The sequence below is a fragment of the Winogradskyella forsetii genome (genome assembly GCF_013394595.1).
Classification (GTDB): domain Bacteria; phylum Bacteroidota; class Bacteroidia; order Flavobacteriales; family Flavobacteriaceae; genus Winogradskyella; species Winogradskyella forsetii.
Genome location: NZ_CP053348.1, coordinates 2,718,503 through 2,735,429, shown reverse-complemented (window position 1 = coordinate 2,735,429; position 16,927 = coordinate 2,718,503). Strand labels below are relative to the sequence as shown.

General features: G+C 35.7%; 16 protein-coding genes. 6 read left to right on the top strand and 10 right to left on the bottom strand.

The window, feature by feature from the left end; translation table 11 throughout:
• Positions 1-33 precede the first annotated feature (33 nt).
• Positions 34-489, top strand: a complete 456-nt coding sequence (gene bcp, locus HM987_RS11855) for a thioredoxin-dependent thiol peroxidase (protein ID WP_179008283.1) — start codon at positions 34-36, stop codon at positions 487-489.
• Positions 490-564: 75 nt separating this feature from the next.
• A complete protein-coding gene (locus HM987_RS11850) occupies positions 565-972 on the top strand; it encodes a hypothetical protein (RefSeq protein ID WP_179008282.1) in 408 nt (135 codons plus the stop codon).
• 19 nt (positions 973-991) lie between these two features.
• On the opposite strand, the gene HM987_RS11845 is transcribed toward HM987_RS11850, so the two are convergent.
• Positions 992-1,711, bottom strand: coding sequence for an MBL fold metallo-hydrolase (locus HM987_RS11845; protein WP_179008281.1), 720 nt, complete (start codon positions 1,709-1,711; stop codon positions 992-994).
• A 100-nt stretch (positions 1,712-1,811) separates the two neighbouring features.
• Positions 1,812-3,266, bottom strand: coding sequence for a TonB-dependent receptor (locus tag HM987_RS11840; RefSeq protein ID WP_179008280.1), 1,455 nt, complete (start codon positions 3,264-3,266; stop codon positions 1,812-1,814).
• A 115-nt stretch (positions 3,267-3,381) separates the two neighbouring features.
• On the opposite strand from HM987_RS11840, the gene HM987_RS11835 reads away from it, so the two are divergent.
• The 3 genes from HM987_RS11835 (at position 3,382) to HM987_RS11825 (ending at position 5,765) form a co-directional block, all read left to right on the top strand.
• Positions 3,382-4,143, top strand: a complete 762-nt coding sequence (locus HM987_RS11835; protein ID WP_179008279.1) for an MBL fold metallo-hydrolase — start codon at positions 3,382-3,384, stop codon at positions 4,141-4,143.
• A gap of 2 nt (positions 4,144-4,145) precedes the next feature.
• On the top strand, positions 4,146-4,652 hold the full coding sequence (locus HM987_RS11830) for a hydrolase (RefSeq protein ID WP_229724424.1): 507 nt from the start codon (positions 4,146-4,148) through the stop codon (positions 4,650-4,652).
• A 357-nt stretch (positions 4,653-5,009) separates the two neighbouring features.
• Positions 5,010-5,765, top strand: coding sequence for a DJ-1/PfpI family protein (locus HM987_RS11825; protein WP_179008278.1), 756 nt, complete (start codon positions 5,010-5,012; stop codon positions 5,763-5,765).
• Positions 5,766-5,784: 19 nt separating this feature from the next.
• Here the strand turns inward: HM987_RS11825 and HM987_RS11820 are convergent, their stop codons facing one another.
• The 5 genes from HM987_RS11820 to HM987_RS11800 form a co-directional block, all read right to left on the bottom strand.
• The gene (locus HM987_RS11820) at positions 5,785-6,429 is read right to left on the bottom strand and encodes an alpha/beta hydrolase (RefSeq protein WP_179008277.1); all 645 of its coding nucleotides are present in this window, start codon (positions 6,427-6,429) and stop codon (positions 5,785-5,787) included.
• A 2-nt stretch (positions 6,430-6,431) separates the two neighbouring features.
• Positions 6,432-6,764, bottom strand: a complete 333-nt coding sequence (locus tag HM987_RS11815; protein ID WP_179008276.1) for a hypothetical protein — start codon at positions 6,762-6,764, stop codon at positions 6,432-6,434.
• A complete protein-coding gene (locus HM987_RS11810) occupies positions 6,764-8,017 on the bottom strand; it encodes a dihydroorotase (protein ID WP_179008275.1) in 1,254 nt (417 codons plus the stop codon). Before HM987_RS11810 ends, HM987_RS11815 begins: the two co-directional genes overlap by 1 nt.
• A gap of 89 nt (positions 8,018-8,106) precedes the next feature.
• A complete protein-coding gene (locus tag HM987_RS11805) occupies positions 8,107-10,032 on the bottom strand; it encodes a BatA domain-containing protein (protein WP_179008274.1) in 1,926 nt (641 codons plus the stop codon).
• Positions 10,033-10,144: 112 nt separating this feature from the next.
• Positions 10,145-11,152 (bottom strand): glycosyltransferase family 2 protein, encoded by a 1,008-nt coding sequence (locus HM987_RS11800; protein ID WP_179008273.1) that lies wholly within the window; start codon positions 11,150-11,152, stop codon positions 10,145-10,147.
• Positions 11,153-11,236: 84 nt separating this feature from the next.
• Here HM987_RS11800 and HM987_RS11795 point away from each other — a divergent pair, with 84 nt between their 5' ends.
• The gene (locus HM987_RS11795) at positions 11,237-13,129 is read left to right on the top strand and encodes a M61 family metallopeptidase (RefSeq protein WP_179008272.1); all 1,893 of its coding nucleotides are present in this window, start codon (positions 11,237-11,239) and stop codon (positions 13,127-13,129) included.
• Positions 13,130-13,188: 59 nt separating this feature from the next.
• On the opposite strand, the gene HM987_RS11790 is transcribed toward HM987_RS11795, so the two are convergent.
• The 3 genes from HM987_RS11790 to HM987_RS11780 form a co-directional block, all read right to left on the bottom strand.
• The gene (locus tag HM987_RS11790; RefSeq protein WP_179008271.1) at positions 13,189-14,373 is read right to left on the bottom strand and encodes a sensor histidine kinase; all 1,185 of its coding nucleotides are present in this window, start codon (positions 14,371-14,373) and stop codon (positions 13,189-13,191) included.
• Between the two features lie 93 nt (positions 14,374-14,466).
• The gene (locus tag HM987_RS11785) at positions 14,467-15,954 is read right to left on the bottom strand and encodes a S10 family peptidase (protein WP_179008270.1); all 1,488 of its coding nucleotides are present in this window, start codon (positions 15,952-15,954) and stop codon (positions 14,467-14,469) included.
• 51 nt (positions 15,955-16,005) lie between these two features.
• Entirely contained in the window at positions 16,006-16,776 is a 771-nt protein-coding gene (locus HM987_RS11780) for a TIGR02757 family protein (protein ID WP_179008269.1), read from the bottom strand.
• Positions 16,777-16,927: the final 151 nt, after the last annotated feature.

The window sequence follows — 16,927 nt, the reverse complement described above, 5'->3', positions numbered from 1 at the left end:
CTTGTATTTTTACAGAAACAAATTTACATAATTATGACACACTTAAAAGCAGGAGACAAAGCACCAGATTTTTCAGCAAAAGATGAACAGGGAAATACAATCTCATTATCAGATTATAAAGGTAAGAAATTGGTCGTTTTTTTCTATCCAAAAGCAAGCACGCCTGGTTGTACTGCAGAGGCCTGCAACCTAAATGATAATTATGAGCGCTTTAAGGCACAAGGCTTCGAGATTTTAGGAGTCAGTGCTGATAGTGCTAAAAGACAATCTAACTTTAAAAATAAATACGGATTTCAATATCCATTATTAGCGGACGAAGATAAAGCGGTTATTGAAGCCTTTGGGGTTTGGGGACCTAAAAAATTTATGGGAAGGGAATATGACGGTATTCACAGAACCACTTTTGTCATTGATGAAAATGGTGTTTTGGAAGATGTTATTACTAAGGTAAAAACTAAAGCTCATACGGAGCAAATTTTGGAATCCTAAATTAGACGATTCTGATAATTTTAATTTGTAGCGCAACCTTTTACTGTTTTTTCATCTATTAAATAAACAGTAGCTATGAAAACGTTAGTTTATTTATGTTTTGGACTATTATTGTTGTCATCTTGTAACAATGATGACGATTCAAATACGCAAACTCCTGAATTAGTTGGCAATTGGAAATTAATAGCGATTTATGCTGATCCAGGTGATGGCAGTGGAACATTTCAGCCTGTTGACAGTGACAAAACTCTAACTTTTTTTAATGATGGAACGGTTACATCTACTGGCGATTTATGTTCTATGTTCGGTGATGTAGGCAATCCGTCAAGTGGCACGTATTCTGAAGTTGATTCTGTTATTACTCCAGATGATTGTCAGGAATCTATTCCTAATTGGAACTATTCATTTGTTATAGAGGGAAACTCCCTAATGTTATATTATCCTTGCATTGAGGCCTGTGTAGAAAAATATAGTAAGCAATAACGGTTTTATATAAGATTGGTTAGATACGTTTGTTATCCACAGTAGTACGTTCAGATTCTAATTCAATCGTAATTTTATCTCCTTGTTCAACCAAAGGTCTAATATTTTCTACTTCATCCCAATTTTCTTTTGCACTTGGTATTTGGTCAGGATGTAAATGATAAACAGCGAATAGCTTCGCATCAATTGTCATATTTTGTTCTTTGGCGTTTTCCAAAATCCAATAAGGAACAAATGCTAAATCAATTTTTTCCATTTTCCCAATAGTTTTAGGTTCGGTTGTATCGCCTGATAAATAGATTTTTTTGTTGTGCCAAGTAATTAAATACGAGTAGTGGCGGAATGAAATTCCAAAAACAGTATGGTCAGTTTTAAATGTTTCTATTTCAAAATTTTCTATGGATTCTCCTAACTCTTCTAATTCCGAAATATTAGAAACACCATATGTCTCTCCGCCTTTTTTCTTTATTACTTTTTTTAGATTCCTTTTAGAGTAATGGTCAGAGTGTTTATGGGTGAAAATGAAAATAGAATTTTCTTTAACACTATCTAATTCCGATTCTTCAAATTCCATATAGCCATGAGCTCCAGATTTATATGGGAAATCTATATAGAAATTTGTGATTCCATCAGTCATATGTAATCCACAATTCCCAATAAATTCGATTTGAATTTCTTTTATTTGTGAAAACCCAAAAGTTATAATTAAGCAAAAAATCAGAGTAAAATTTCTTTTCATATTCGTGGTTTAATATTTTGGGCAATTTGAATTTTTAGCAAAAAAAATGCGTGCCAAAAATTTAAATCAGTACGCATTTTATTTATTATAAGTTTTGGTTTTAATTCTTATGCATAACCTCCTCTGCTTCGTAACCAAACAAGCTTTTTTCCTTAATCAGTTTAGAAACACCTTCTGGTAGCATAGGTTCCCAACCGTCTTCATTTTCTGAGATCATTTTTAGAACGGTTCTTGAGAAAACAGAAAGGTTGGACGTATCATATTCAGAAATATCCACCACTTTGCCGTTGTACTTAAAGAATTTGTAAAGTTCTTTCATACGTGGATGTACCTTAAGGTTTTCGCTAGTGGTTAAGCTGCCATCGTCATTTTGCATCGGATATAAATACACACGTAAATCTTTATAGAACAGTTTTCCAAAGGCCTCTAAAATTCCACCACTTAAATGACGGTAATATTTCTCATCAAAAATATCAACAAGATTGTTGATACCCATTGCTAATCCCATTCTTGCTCTAGAATATTGAGAGAAGTATTCCACCAGTTTGTAATATTCTTGGAAGTTGGAAATCAATACGGTTTGTCCTAATGAACATAGAAGTTTCGCACGATCCATAAAATCTTGCTCATCAATTTTACCTTCGGCTCTTAAGTTAGATAAGGTAATTTCGAAAATAACTTGAGTTTTATCCTTATCCACTTTATTCTCTTTAATGAACATTTCGTAGGATTTCTCAAACATATCCATGTTGACCTTTGTAACAGGTCTGAAGCTACCTCTAAGTGTTAAGATATTCTTTTTGTAAAGTACACGCGCTGGCAAAACATTATTCCCATCTGGCGCGAACATTACGGCATCAGTCATATTATTTTTAACCAGCTGCAAACTCATTAATCGGTTATCTATATTTTTAAAAACAGGACCTGCAAAATTGATGGTATCAATTTCTAACTGGTCTTTATCTAAGTGATCGTATAAATAACGTAATAATTTTCGTGGTTGATTGTATTTGTAAAACGCACCATAAATTAAGTTAGTTCCTAATTTACCGAGTGTCTCTTGCTGTAAACGCGCATCGGTTTCCTTAAAACGAATATGTAAAACAATATCATTATATTCAGCACCTGGAGCAACTTGATATTTGATCCCAACCCAACCATGGCCTTTGTACTTTTTAGCAAAATCTATGGTAGCAACGGTATTGGCGTATGAGAAGAATATTTTGTTTGGATGCTTGTCCCTTGTAATGCGCTCTTCGGTTAGAGCAACTTCATGATTTAGCATTTTACGAAGTCTGGCCTCAGTAACATAACGTTTGTCGTCTTCAATGCCATAAATAGCATCACTAAAGTCTTTATCGTATGCAGACATGGCTTTGGCAATGGTACCAGAAGCACCACCTGCCCTAAAAAACTGACGAACCGTTTCTTGACCTGCTCCAATTTCAGAAAAGGTACCATAAATATCGGCATTAAGGTTAATTCGCAAGGCCTTGTCTTTAAGTGATGGAATATTTTCAAATTCCGTGTCGCCTGTGTACGTTACATCCTTCATAGAAATTGGGTTTATGTCGTTATAAGCAAAGGTACAGTTTTACTATCGCAAACAAAAAAATAAGTTTATTTTTGTTATTCCGCTTCAATATTAAGCATTGCTAAACTCATTGAGATTGAAAATTACATTTTTAGGTACTGGCACATCACAAGGTATTCCCATCATAGGAAGCGATCATCCTGTTTGCTTAAGCGACAACCCTAAAGATAAACGCTTACGGGTCTCGGTTTTGGTAGAATGGGACGATTATACGTTTGTGGTCGATTGTGGACCCGATTTCAGACAACAAATGCTCAGGGCAAAAGTCACTAAAATCGATGGTGTTATTTTTACCCATGAACATGCCGACCATACGATGGGATTAGATGACATTCGTCCGTTTTTCTTTCGTCAAGGCGATATTTCACTCTATGCGCATCAACGGGTGTTTAAGGCTTTAGAGAAACGCTTCGACTATATTTTTACAACAGAAAAGAAATATCCTGGCGTGCCGAGTGTGACAAAGATTGAAGTGAAAAATGAATCCTTTTTAGCAGGGAATCTTGATATTATTCCTATTGAAGGGTTGCATTATAAGCTTCCCGTTTTTGGATATCGATTTCATAATTTTGCGTACTTAACCGATATGAAGACTGTTTCGGACGAAGAAATAGAAAAACTTCAAAATTTAGAGGTTTTAGTGATTAATGCCCTACGGATAGAACCACATATTTCACATTTCAATTTAGAAGAAGCCTTAAATTTTATTCAACGTGTGAATCCTAAACGCGCTTATTTAACGCATATCAGTCATCTTTTAGGGTTTCATGATGAAGTACAACAAAACTTACCGGAAAACGTTTTTTTAGCTTACGATAACTTGCAAATTACCATTTAGATATGAAGCATAAAATTTTAATGTACTTATTCATTTTTTCTGTATTACTGCTCATTTTTCAATATGTGAATTCAAAAAACATCATTGATAAATATGAAAAAGATATTGTGACTGTAAAATCCCAGCTTTCCGAAAGTGAAGAACGGATTAAAACTTTGGAAGCACAGAATTTTGAATTGGGTTATTTCAATATTGAAGGCAACGAGGATGCCTTAACGTATTTTGAAGCACAAGGTTATAATACTGAAAAATTGATTCCTGCAATTATTGAAGGCCTTTATAATATGAATGATTACGAAGGCGAGGATCATCCAATTGTGCCTTATGTTTCCATGACGGATTCTAAATTATTAATCAATAAAGTCCGAATTTTAAATCACAAATGGATCATTGCCAATTTTACGGATGGCGAATTTTGGGGCGAGATATTTGTCTCTTATGAGATAGATGAAAACAACGATCTTAAATATAAATTGGTAGAGTATTTAATGTACCCGAAAGTAGGCTAGGGATTATTATATCTCAAAAATTATTTAAGTATATGACAAAAATATAAGGAATGAATTTTTTTGCCACGAATACTCGAATCTTATATCTGCGATAAATCGAAAGTATATAGATTTTGGAAACAGACCTTAGGTCTGTTTTATCGGTGATATAGATAGTCAATTATTTTATCTTATAAGAAACGATTGAATTCGTGTATTCGTGGCAAAATTTATAGTGGTAAAACGTAATATTTTAAAATGAACTTTCAATCTAATGCATTCGAAACGAAATTATTAGCACGAATTCTTTTCCCTTCGGGAAATTGAAAATATTCCATACTATCAATTTTTGTCATGTACAAAAAAAAATTATATAAAATGGAAAAATTAAGGAACATAACATTATTGACACTTATAGCTATTTTGATGAGTTGTAATTCAAACAAATCAAATAAGAATTCCAATAGCGAAGCCATAAATCAAACAAATATTGAAACAGATACTTTAACCAAGCACCTAAAGCCATTTATACCTGAATTACCAACTATTGGACTTTTAATGTACAATGGGGTGTTGCAAAGTGAGGTTATTGCGACCTCAGACGTTTTTGCAAAGCCAACGGCAGACGGAAAACAATTGTTTAATGTAGTGACTATAGCCGAAACTAAAAACCCCATCACCACCGAAGAAGGGATGCACTTTGTACCGGATTATACGTTTGAAAACTGTCCAGAACTAACCGCTTTATTTGTGCCAAGTGCTTATGATATGTTTGCTCAAGTGCACAATGAGAAAATCGTGAATTTTATTAGAGCAAAGAATAAGGAAGCCGAATATGTGGTCAGCAACTGTGCTGGTGCGCAACTTATTGGTGCTTCTGGAATTGCAGATGGGAAGAAAATTGTCACTTGGATAGGTGGCGGCGAACAACTGCAAAAAGAATATCCGAATTTGAAAGTCCAAAACGATAGTCTCGTGACTTTTGTAGAAGACGGTAAATTCAGTTCCTCCAACGGGAATTTGGCGAGTTATATTTCAGCATTGAATTTGGTTGAAAAAATGACCAGCGCAGAACACCGAAAGTTTGTAGAAAGTTATTTGTATTTGGATAGGCTTCAGGAATGGGAAGACTAGCAAATAAATTCAATTTAGACTACCTATATTTATCCAACCAAGCCTTTAAATCATAAAAGTTCTGAGGTGCAACGCCGTGTCCAACAGGATATTCCTTATACACATGATTAATGTTCAAGGCCTCTAAAAAAGCGGGTGTTTTTTTAGCCCAATCCACAGGAATGACTTGGTCCACGGAACCATGGGAGCAGAAGAAGTTAAGATGGGCAACATCAGAGGGTTCAATCGCTTCTGGTAAAATATCTACATTGATATACCCACTTAAGGCGATGATATTCTTTACTTTTTCAGGATAGGTCAATGCAACGGCATAACTTAATATCGTACCCTGACTAAAGCCTAAAAGGGTTACATTGTTTGCGTCTACAGCATAAGTTCCACAAGCGTAATCAATAAATTCGGCTATTAATTTCACGGATTGTTTGGCTTGTTCGTTATCGCTCCATTTTCCTTTTTCGGCATCAAAATTTATGGCGTACCACGCATTTCCATAGGGTTGCATGGTGTAAGGTGCTCTTAAGGAAATGATCATAAATTCTTCTGGTAATTCCGAAGCGAACGAAAACAAATCATTTTCATCACTACCGTAACCATGGCACATGATGAGTAATGGTGCGTTTTCTTTAAGCGAAGAAGGTCTTGTAATATAATGTAGTTTCGACATGTTTATTGGCCAATTGATTTAAAAAAATTCTGAAAAAAGTCACCTAGCATTGGGATTTTATTCAGCTTCCCAGTAATAGCGCCATAAATACCATACAGATATAAAACGGAAAAGAAAATCCAAAAGGACATGCTTGCCATCATGCTATCCAAGCTACTGACCACAAAGGCGATAATGATGTAAAGTAGGCCTAACCCTAGACCTTGTCTTACATGAAACGCAGTAAACGGATTGCGTTTATCTTGGTTCATAAAAAAGGCAATGAGTGTTCCTAACAAGGTTAAATAAGCAACCAATGCCATCGTTTTCCCCTCTTCAATAGTAGTGTGATCCATTATTTTAATACCATTTTATTATTAGCAATAACGCCATAAGTTGCGCCTTTCAGTTTTGAACCCAAAAACATACTATTCTTAGAACGGGACGACAAGTGAGTAGTAGTAAACTCGTATGTTGTATCTGGATTAAACAATGCTAAATCTGCAATTTGACCTTCGCTAATCGCAGTTTCAGAAATGCCAAAACGGGATTTACCTTGAGTTAATAGACTGACCGTTTTTTTAGTCGTAAAGATGTTTTGGAGTGCACCAAAAGCCGACTCTAAACCGATGGTGCCATATTTAGCATAATCAAATTCTATTTTTTTATCTTCAATATCTATCGGATTATGGTCTGTGGTGACCATATCGATGGTGCCATCTTTTAGGCCTTCAATCAACCCCTCACAATCAGTTTGTGTTCTTAAAGGCGGAAGCACTTTAAAATTGGTATCGAATTCTTGCAAAACATCATCCGTAAAAACCAAGTTATGAATGGCCACGCTACACGTTACATCCAGTTTCTTAGCCTTTGCAGCACGAATCAATTCCACTGATTTTACTGTTGAAATCGTTGGTATATGAAGTTTGCCTTCGGTATATTCCAATAGGAATAAATCTCGTGCGACTTGTAATTCCTCTGCTAACGCCGGATTTCCTTTTAATCCTAATTTAGTACTGTTTATATGTTCGTTGGCAACACCAAGTCCCGAAATTTTTGATTCTTGCGGAAACGAGAACACCAGTCCATCAAAATTACTGGCATATTGCAAGGCAATTTTCATCAGGTTTGGATTGGAAATCGGTTTTTGGTAATCGTAAAAAGCAACCGCTCCAGCATTACCCATATCAAACAATTCCGCTAAATCCTCGCCTTTGCTTCCTTGTGTCAATGCGCCAGTAGGATAGAGCTTAACCGCATTGCCATTTGCTTTAGACTTCACAAATGTAATATCTGCGTAGCTATCAATTACAGGATTGGAATTGGCGTTTAAAACTACCGACGTAAAACCAGAACGTGCAGCAGTTTTTAAACCGTTGCTTATGGTTTCACGTTCTTCGTAACCCGGTTCACCAAAAGAAACACTGCTATCAAACCAACCTTGCGACACATGCAAGTTGTCCAGTTTTATTTCTTGGTAATTATTAGGATTGGCAATGCGTTTGGAAATCTTGGAAATACGACCTTTTTCAATTAAAATATCAACCGTTTCATTGTGAAAATCACTTTTAGAATCAACGATGGTTGCAGATTTTATGAGTGCGTTCATTTTTTTTGGTTATGTGAGATATTAGATTATTAAGTTATAAAAGCAAAACGACTAAATAACTCACTAACATAATAACTTTTTTAAATTTTTTATTTCAAAAATTTCAAAAGCAGCATTTCTATAATTAAAAATACTAGTGCAAAAATAACAAACCATTTCCATAACGCATTAATAGTTGTGTTACTTTTTATGTTGTTAATGGTCGTGGCTAAACTCGATTCTACGTTTGCATCTGCCAAGGTGTTTAAATCATAGTAGCTGAGATTGCTTTCTGTTCTGTTATAATTGAAGCTTAAATTTTGAAGTACATTGTCCTTATTCTTAACCTTCAGAATTCCGGCAGTATTAGGGAAATCTTCTGTTTCCAAAAGCACAGATTTGCTATAGGTTTTTTGAAGTGGAATCACAGAGTTTTCGTCAGAATCTAGTGTTAAAATATCATCTTGTCCAATGGACGTCTGAATCGCAATAGAATTTGGTTGACCGACGGTGTAATATAATTTTGACAATTTCAAACTCTGTAATCCTAAATTATACAGCACAGGAATGATTAATTGTGAATTTTTAAAGTTTGAATTATCCGAATTCAAAGCTGCAGAAAAGGCATAGGTGTTTGTGTTTCCCACTAAAAAAGGCGAGCCATCTTCATAGGACAAAACAGAGTTGGAATTGGAAGAAAAACGATACGATTTTGCCACTTTAGGATATTGAAAATTAGTCACTTTTGAATAAAAAGCATTCGCTAAAAGTGGATGGTTATAGTTGATGCTTGTTATTCTTTTTTCATTGGCGTTTTGATCGGAATAACCATTACTGTTAGACGCACTAAATAACTGATTATAAGAATTTAAATCAATTTTATCAGCAGGAATTACCAAGAGTTTTCCACCATCGTTTTTAAAGGCAATTAAAGCCGTTTTTAAGGCATTTGAAATAGTTTCAAGTTCATTAAGGACAATGAGATTTTGTTCAGGAATCAAATTAAAATTAAGTGAATTCAATTTGAAACTTTTAAAGTCAAATTCATCATCGGTATAAATCCGATTTAAAAACGAATCATCCGTTGCTTCATTAATAGTCAACACCTTAATTTTAGGTTTTGAATTGATATTGAAATAGAACGTATTGTCATATTGCAAGCCTGCATCGTCTATGGTTAGTTTACCATTAATCACCTTATTATTGGCAACCGTAAACGTAGCTTCTGCTTCTTTGTCTATATCAACGGCACTTTTTGTAAGCAACACCTCATCATTGAATAACGAAATCGTCACATTATCGATAGGTTCGGCTTCATTGGATAATTTTAACTTAAGGTCTAGAGTTTCAGCTGTTGCGTTAGACACATAGATACTATCGATACTGATATTGGAAACCAAGGTCGATTTCGGTTGTACCAATTTTAGTTGCACCGTAGAATCTGCTTCAAAATTCAATAGATTTCCTTTTTGCTGAAAATCGGACACCAAAACCAAATTCCGAGTCGCAGCACCTTCATTTAAAAACAACTGTTTTCCTTTCAAATAAGCCGCATCATAATTGAGCTGTGTTGGGGAATGTGACAATTGAATCAAATCATTTTTCAAGGCTTTTACGGTTGTGTTTCTAAAGGTTTTATCATTAGTAAACAAACTGATGGTCTCATCTTCAGGTAAGGTATTTATGATATCTTGAATGGCTTCGTTAAGCAAGGTGCCATTGCTCCCTTTGGCTTGCATGCTGAAGGAATTGTCCAAATAAATTACGGTTTCTTGGGCTTCATTGAAATCTTCTGTATTCGGAATAAAAGGTTGGGCAAATGCAATGATAACGCATGCTAAAAGAAGCATTCGTGTAAAAAGTGTAATCCATTTTTTAAGCTGTGAGCTCTTTCGTGTTTGAAGCTTTACTGATTTTAAAAACTTTACATTCGTAAATTCAACTTTCTGAAAACGGCGTAGCTGAAATAAATGTATAAGAATAGGAATGACCAGCAAAAATAGGGCGTAAAGTAATTCGGGATTTTTGAATTGCATTCCTGTTATGGTTGTTTTTACAGACCTTTCAAGTTTTTAAAACCTGAAAGGTCTTTTATAGCTTCAAATATATAGAATGCTAAGAGATTACCTAGTTTCGGTTTAGGGAAATTTAACAGAAAAAGAAATAATCGACCATGGATTGCATCTTTTGACTTTCAAAATAACGTGTAATTTCTTTTTGAGCCTTAGAATTGGCAACCGTTACAATACTCTGGGGATGTTGTAGTTCCGCTAAATAATCAAAATTATAAAGTTCTTGATCATAAATATGTTTTCCTATTTTCTTTGGGTTATCACAAATCCAGAAAAACGGAATATTTTCTTTTAGAAGTATTTTAGCCAATGTTTTGCCTTTATGTCCTGCGCCCCAAATGGCTAAGGGTCTCGAGGCATCATAGTTCAATTCTAAAAAATAATGCACTTTAAGATCGAGAAATGAATTCTCGGCATAATGCTCATGCGTTCTTGAGGTTCTCGTACTGTAATCGCGCCAATGTAACAATACTTTATCACAGGGCATACAAATATAGTTGGCTTTATAAAACCGAAACGCTAAATCGTAATCTTCAGGATAAACATTTGAATTAAAACCACCACAGGCGTCAAAATCCATACGATGCAACATCCAACAGGGTGAGGGAATAACACATTCCTTGTAAATTTCAGAATAGTTTTTACCTTCAACCGTTAAACTATTTAACCATTGTTCGTAGCGTGCAAAACCATCACTTAAACCGTCTGCTCTAAAGTATTTTACTTGACCTACGGCTAAATGCTTTCTACCATATATTTCAAGATTGGTGACCATGGTTTCAAGTCGGATTGGTGTCATGATATCATCACTGTCCATTCTCGTGATATAAGTTCCAGAGCTATGTTGGTAAGCGGTTTTTAAAGCGTCGATAATTCCGGAGTGTTCATTTTTATGGAACTTGATTCTGCTATCTTTTTCAGCATAACGTTCAACAATAGTGTGTGAATCATCATCAGAATGGTCATCAACAAAAATAGCTTCCCAATTGGAGTAGGATTGGTTCAAGATAGAATCCAAACATTCGGCAATAAATGCGTCCGTGTTTTTGAAAGGGACTAAAATGCTCACTAAGGGCTTTAACATGCTGCGAATTTAACAAAACCTTTAGATTTTAAGTGGTAACAGATTGTAGATTTGCAAGACTTGTAAAAAAATTAAATATTTAACATGAAGAATTATTTAGCCATTCTTGGCTTGAGTATCGTTTTGGTAGGTTGCGGATCTGCAAAACCAACGGTAGACGATTTAGCAGTAAGCAATCCTATTATGACGGCTTTGGATTTAACCGCAGTCAATAATGATAGAGTGCCAGTAACTATTAATCCTGGACGTTTTACAACTGAAACGGTAACGTATAGGTTGCCAAGAGTTGTACAAGGTACCTATTCCGTAAGTGATTTCGGTAAGTATGTTGATGATTTTAAAGCTTTGGATTATGATGGCAATGAATTAACGGTAACCAAAGTAGATGATAATACTTGGACCATTACTGAGGCTACGAAATTAGATAAACTTCAATATTATGTTAATGATACGTTTGACATTGAAACGACTGGTGGCATAGGAGGAGAGGATATATTTTCGCCAGGTGGTACTAATATCGAAGACGATAACTATGTGTTAAACCTACATGGGTTTGTTGGTTATTTTGATTCTTTAAAGAACAATCAATATGCTGTGGATGTCACTGCTCCTGCCTCTTTTGAGAGAACGTCTGCTTTAGAAAATAAAGGTACGACGACTAGCGCAGATGGTACAACAATGACCAGTAGCTATTTTGCAGATCGTTATTTCGATATTACCGATAACCCAATGATGTATGGAAATTTGGATGTTGAAGAATTTATGGTAGGTGATATTAAAATCGTTTTGAGTCTTTATTCGCCAACAGGTAAACATACTGCAGCAAGTTTAAAAGAGACGGTTTACAAAATGATGGAAGCGCAAAAGCGTTATTTAGGCGATGTGAATACAACACCGCGTTACGACATTTATTTATACTTATCCAGAGGAGGTGAAAATGACCCTAAAGGTTTTGGAGCCTTAGAACATCACACATCAACAGTAGCTGTTTTTAGCGAAAGTGAAAGTTTAGAGTCACTAAAGAGTTCCATTATTGATGTGGTGTCTCACGAGTTTTTTCATATTGTAACACCATTATCTGTACATTCTGAAGATGTACACTATTTTGATTACAACCAACCGACATTTTCCAAACATTTATGGATGTATGAAGGGGTTACGGAATACTTTGCGCAGCATTTTCAGGTTTATGAAGGTTTAGTGGAAAACCAAATATTTTACAATACGATCAATTCTAAAATACAAACCTCTAAGCGTTTGGATGATGCCATGAGCTTTACGATTATGAGCGAGAATATCTTAAAAGAACCATATGCCAGTAATTATTATAATGTGTATATGAAAGGCGCACTTATCGGCATGTGTGTTGATATTTTAATGCGAAAGGAAAGTGATGGTAACCGCAGTATGTTGTCCTTAATGAAAGAACTTTCTGCAAAATACGGGAAAGAAAAACCTTTTGAAGATGATAAGCTGATTGCTGATATCACGGCAATGACCTATCCAAGTGTTGGTGAATTCCTAAAAACACATGTTGAAGGTGATGTACCTATTAACTATGATGAATTTTTTGCCATGGTGGGCTTAAAGATGGGCGAAACCAAAGTGGAAACCAACTATATTTTTGCAGGCGGACAGAATGTGATTTTTGATGCTGATCAAGCAAAAGGGACTATTTTCTTTGCACCTATGGCTTTACAGAATTCATTTTGGAAATCACAGAATATACAGGCAGGTGACGTCATTAAGAAGGTAAACGGTATGGATTTAACTATGGCAAATGCACAACAAGTGATTGGAGGCATGTTTGGGTGGCAAGAAGGCCAAGATATCACTATGGAAATAGAGCGTGAAGGTCAACCGATTAGCATTGAAGCCACCTTAACCAAAGCATATGCAACGGGTGAATCTATTGTTGAAGATGAAAAGGCAACCGACGCACAGAAAGCGTTGAGAGCGGCTTGGTTGAAAGGTTAATTATAATTTTAGATCCAATTGAAAGCTGTTAGACAATACTGTTTAACAGCTTTTTCTTTTTACAATCCTATCGTAAATGTAAACGTGCTGCCTTTTCCAAGTTCAGAATCGACAGAAATTTGTCCATTTAGTTTTTCAACCAGGTTTTTTACGGTACTTAACCCAATTCCCGTACTCGACTTTCCAAAATCATTTTTTACGGTTCTGAAGATGTCAAAGATCTTATCTTTTTGGTTTTCTGGAATTCCAATCCCATTGTCCGTAACTTTAAACTGGTGATGGTCCGATAGGAACTCATATGCAATGGTCACCATACGTTCAGCCTTATCATTATATTTTAAAGCGTTATCCACTAAATTAATAAGGATCTGTGAAAGTGCTGCTTTGTTTATATGCTGTATTGTAGTATTGGGTGCAATGATTTTATCAGTATTGGATACTAAAACACGCTTTATGTCTTCAGCTAATTCGGAAAGCTCTACATCTTCCTTTTTTGCTTTTAAAAGTTCGTCAGATTTGTAGTAGCGCAAAATACCATCAATATAATCTTTAAGTACTGTTGTAGATTCTTCAATATAGTTTAAATAGCCTTTAGAATCTTCCGATAAACGCGACGCATCGTCTTGTTTTAATAAATCGGTTAGCGATGTAATATTGGCTAATGGCGACTTTAAATCGTGCGAAACATGACTGGCAAAAACGGCCAGTCGTTTATTTCGATCTTCCAGTTCTGTTTTGGTTGCTTCTAGAATAAAATTTTTACGCCTTAATTCCAATAGATTGACCACTTGTTTTCCAAGGGATTTTAGGGCGTTGATTTGGGATTTATCTAATTCTCTTGGCTTATGATCGAAAACACAAATAGTGCCTAAAGGGAAACCTTCTGGATTAATTAATGGTACTCCTGCATAAAATATAGCTTGCTGCTCTGTAACAAGTGGGTTATCAATGAATCGTTTGTCTTTTCTGGCATCTTTTATGATTAATATGTCTTCATTCAAGATGGTGTGTCCACAGAAAGAAATATCCCTAGGCGATTCATTAAAAGGGATGCCATGATATGATTTAAAAAAATTGCGATTAGTATCTAACACGGCAATCAACGCAATAGGTATATCGCAAATAGAGGCCACCAAAGCAGTTATATTATCATAATCCTCTTCTGGTAAGCTATCTAAGATGTTATAGGATTTTACAGCTTCTAAGCGCTGTAATTCGTTTTTCGGAAATTTTGGGCTTGTCATATTTGGGGGAAATTATAATCAAATAGTTTCTTATGCTATTTACGTTAAAAATAATTAAGAAGTTTTACTTTAATTCCCAAAAAAAACACAAAATCAATATTTAGCTGACTTTCCCTTTGGTAATGAGCTGTTTATGAATTCCCTTAGGTCGTCATTGGCCTTTTCAAGATCTTCATTCCGTAAATACATCATGTGGCCACTTCTATACCCTTTAAAGGAGAATCGGTCTTTCATTTTTCCACTGGGATCAATTTGCCATTGCGAATATTTAGCCGAAAAATAAGTGGTGGCTCCATCGTAATATCCAGACTGTGTCAACACCTTTAAATAAGGATTCTGTGCCATGGCTTGACGTAAATTTTCCCTTGTATTATCGTTGGTTCGATCCCAATTTCCAACGTCGCCAAAAACATTGTATTTCACATCGGTTTTAAGACCCAATTCATTCTGAATGTAATAATTCATCGCAGGTGTAAAGGAATGCACCCAAGAGCTGAGTTCTGCGCTATAGTCTGGGCTATCGCCAGTTTCAACCCTGTCCATACCAATATATCTGGAATCCAAACGACCAATGGTTTCCCCAGTTTTATCACGTAGTAATTCTTTCCAGAAAAAACGATTGGGAACCTCTAGGTTTTGTTGTAAAATCACTTTTTCCGATAACCCTGAATAATAGCTCATCTGCTTCGCTATAGCATTTTTTTCGGTTTCACCAATGAATCCACCTTTGGCAAGCGCAGGCATTAATTCGTTAATGGCAAAGGTTTCAGCTTCTGGTAAAATTTCCAATAAATCCTTTTTCTGAAGCGCTGGATCTAACCTATTATGATACCAAGCTGCTGCGGTGTAGTAGGGCAAATATAAACTAGAAGATAATGGACCACCAACACGTACCACTTTATAATCTGCAGGAGACACCAAAATCACACCATTGAGATAGAGCCATTGGTTATTTTGAAGTTCCAAAGACAATCCCATAACGCGTGTGCCGCCATAACTTTCGCCAATAATATATTTTGGGGATTGCCAGCGGTTTTGTCGCGTCGTGAAAGTATTCATCCAACTGGCGAGATATTTGACATCGGCATTGACACCAAAGAATAATTTGTCGTCTGGCATTTTACCTTCCTTATCAGCTACTTTTCTGGAATAGCCTGTATTTACAGGATTGATAAACACAATATCGGCCACATCCAATATGGAATAAGGATTGTCCTTTATACCATACGGTTGTATGGGATAGCCTTCATCATCGATGTTTAAAATCTTTGGGCCTGTGTATGCAATATGCATCCAAAGTGAGGCCGAACCTGGTCCACCATTAAAGGAATACATAATAGGTCTGTCGTTGCCTTTGCTGTCATTGGTACGTTTGTAATAGGTGTAATATAACGAGGCGATGATTTTTCCGTCGTCGTCCCAAACCGGTTGAAAACCAGTTTCGGCCTTGTAAGTAATGGGTTTGCCTTTAATGGTTACGGTACCATTGCTCACAATAGTAGTGTCTACAGGAATTTTTAAATCTTGTGAAAAGCTGATAGCACAACAGCATATTAAAAGTAGTGTCAGGCGATATTTCATTTTGAAAGATTTTTGGTTGAAGTTCTAAAGATAGTAAATTTAAGTGGCCATTTAGAAGCCCTCAAAAACACCCAAACCGAATAAAGCAAAATCATACTTTACAGGATCTATTGGGTCTAGTTTTCTCAAGGCTTGGTCTAATTCCACTAGAGCTTTGCCGTCATTTTGTTTGCGTTTTAGCAAGCCTAGTTTTCTGGCCACGTTGCCAGAATGCACATCGAGTGGACAACTCAATTGTGAAGACGACACTGATTCCCAAATCCCAAAATCCACACCATTATTGTCGTTACGAACCATCCAACGCAAAAACATATTAATACGTTTGGCTGCTGAATTTTTAAGCGGATCACTCACATGTTTTTTGGTACGCTCTAAATGTGGTAACTCAAAGAATACATTTTTAAACTGATGAATACTCTGTTGAAGTGACGCTGGCTCAGCATGCTTGGCAAAAACCGCTTCCAAACCGTGATGCTGTTGATATACATATCGCAGACTTGTAACAAACTGTTTGAAGTCATCACTATTAAAAGTACGATGCACAAAGCCCTCAAAACGCTCTAAGTCGGAAGTTTGGTGTTGCATCACAAACTCAAAAGGGGAGTGGTCCAATAAGTCCATCATTTGATGCGCATTTTTAATAATGCTTTTACGGTTTCCCCAAGCAATGGTTGCCGTTAAAAACCCAGCAATTTCAATATCTTCCTTTTTTGAAAATTGATGCGGAATTTGAATGGGATCACTCTCAATAAATTTGGGATGATTATAGCGATTGACTTTTTCGTCTAGGAAGTCTTTTAATTCTGATTTTTTGAGTTTCAAGGCTTGCTTTTTGTTTGAAGCACAAAAATAAGGTATGTTTTTTTGAAATATACGTAATGTTACGTATTGTGGCTTTGTTTGGAAAAAGTTAACTTTGGCTACTTGTGCTGAACTTGTTTCAGTAACGACTGATAGAAGTCATTAAAACAGA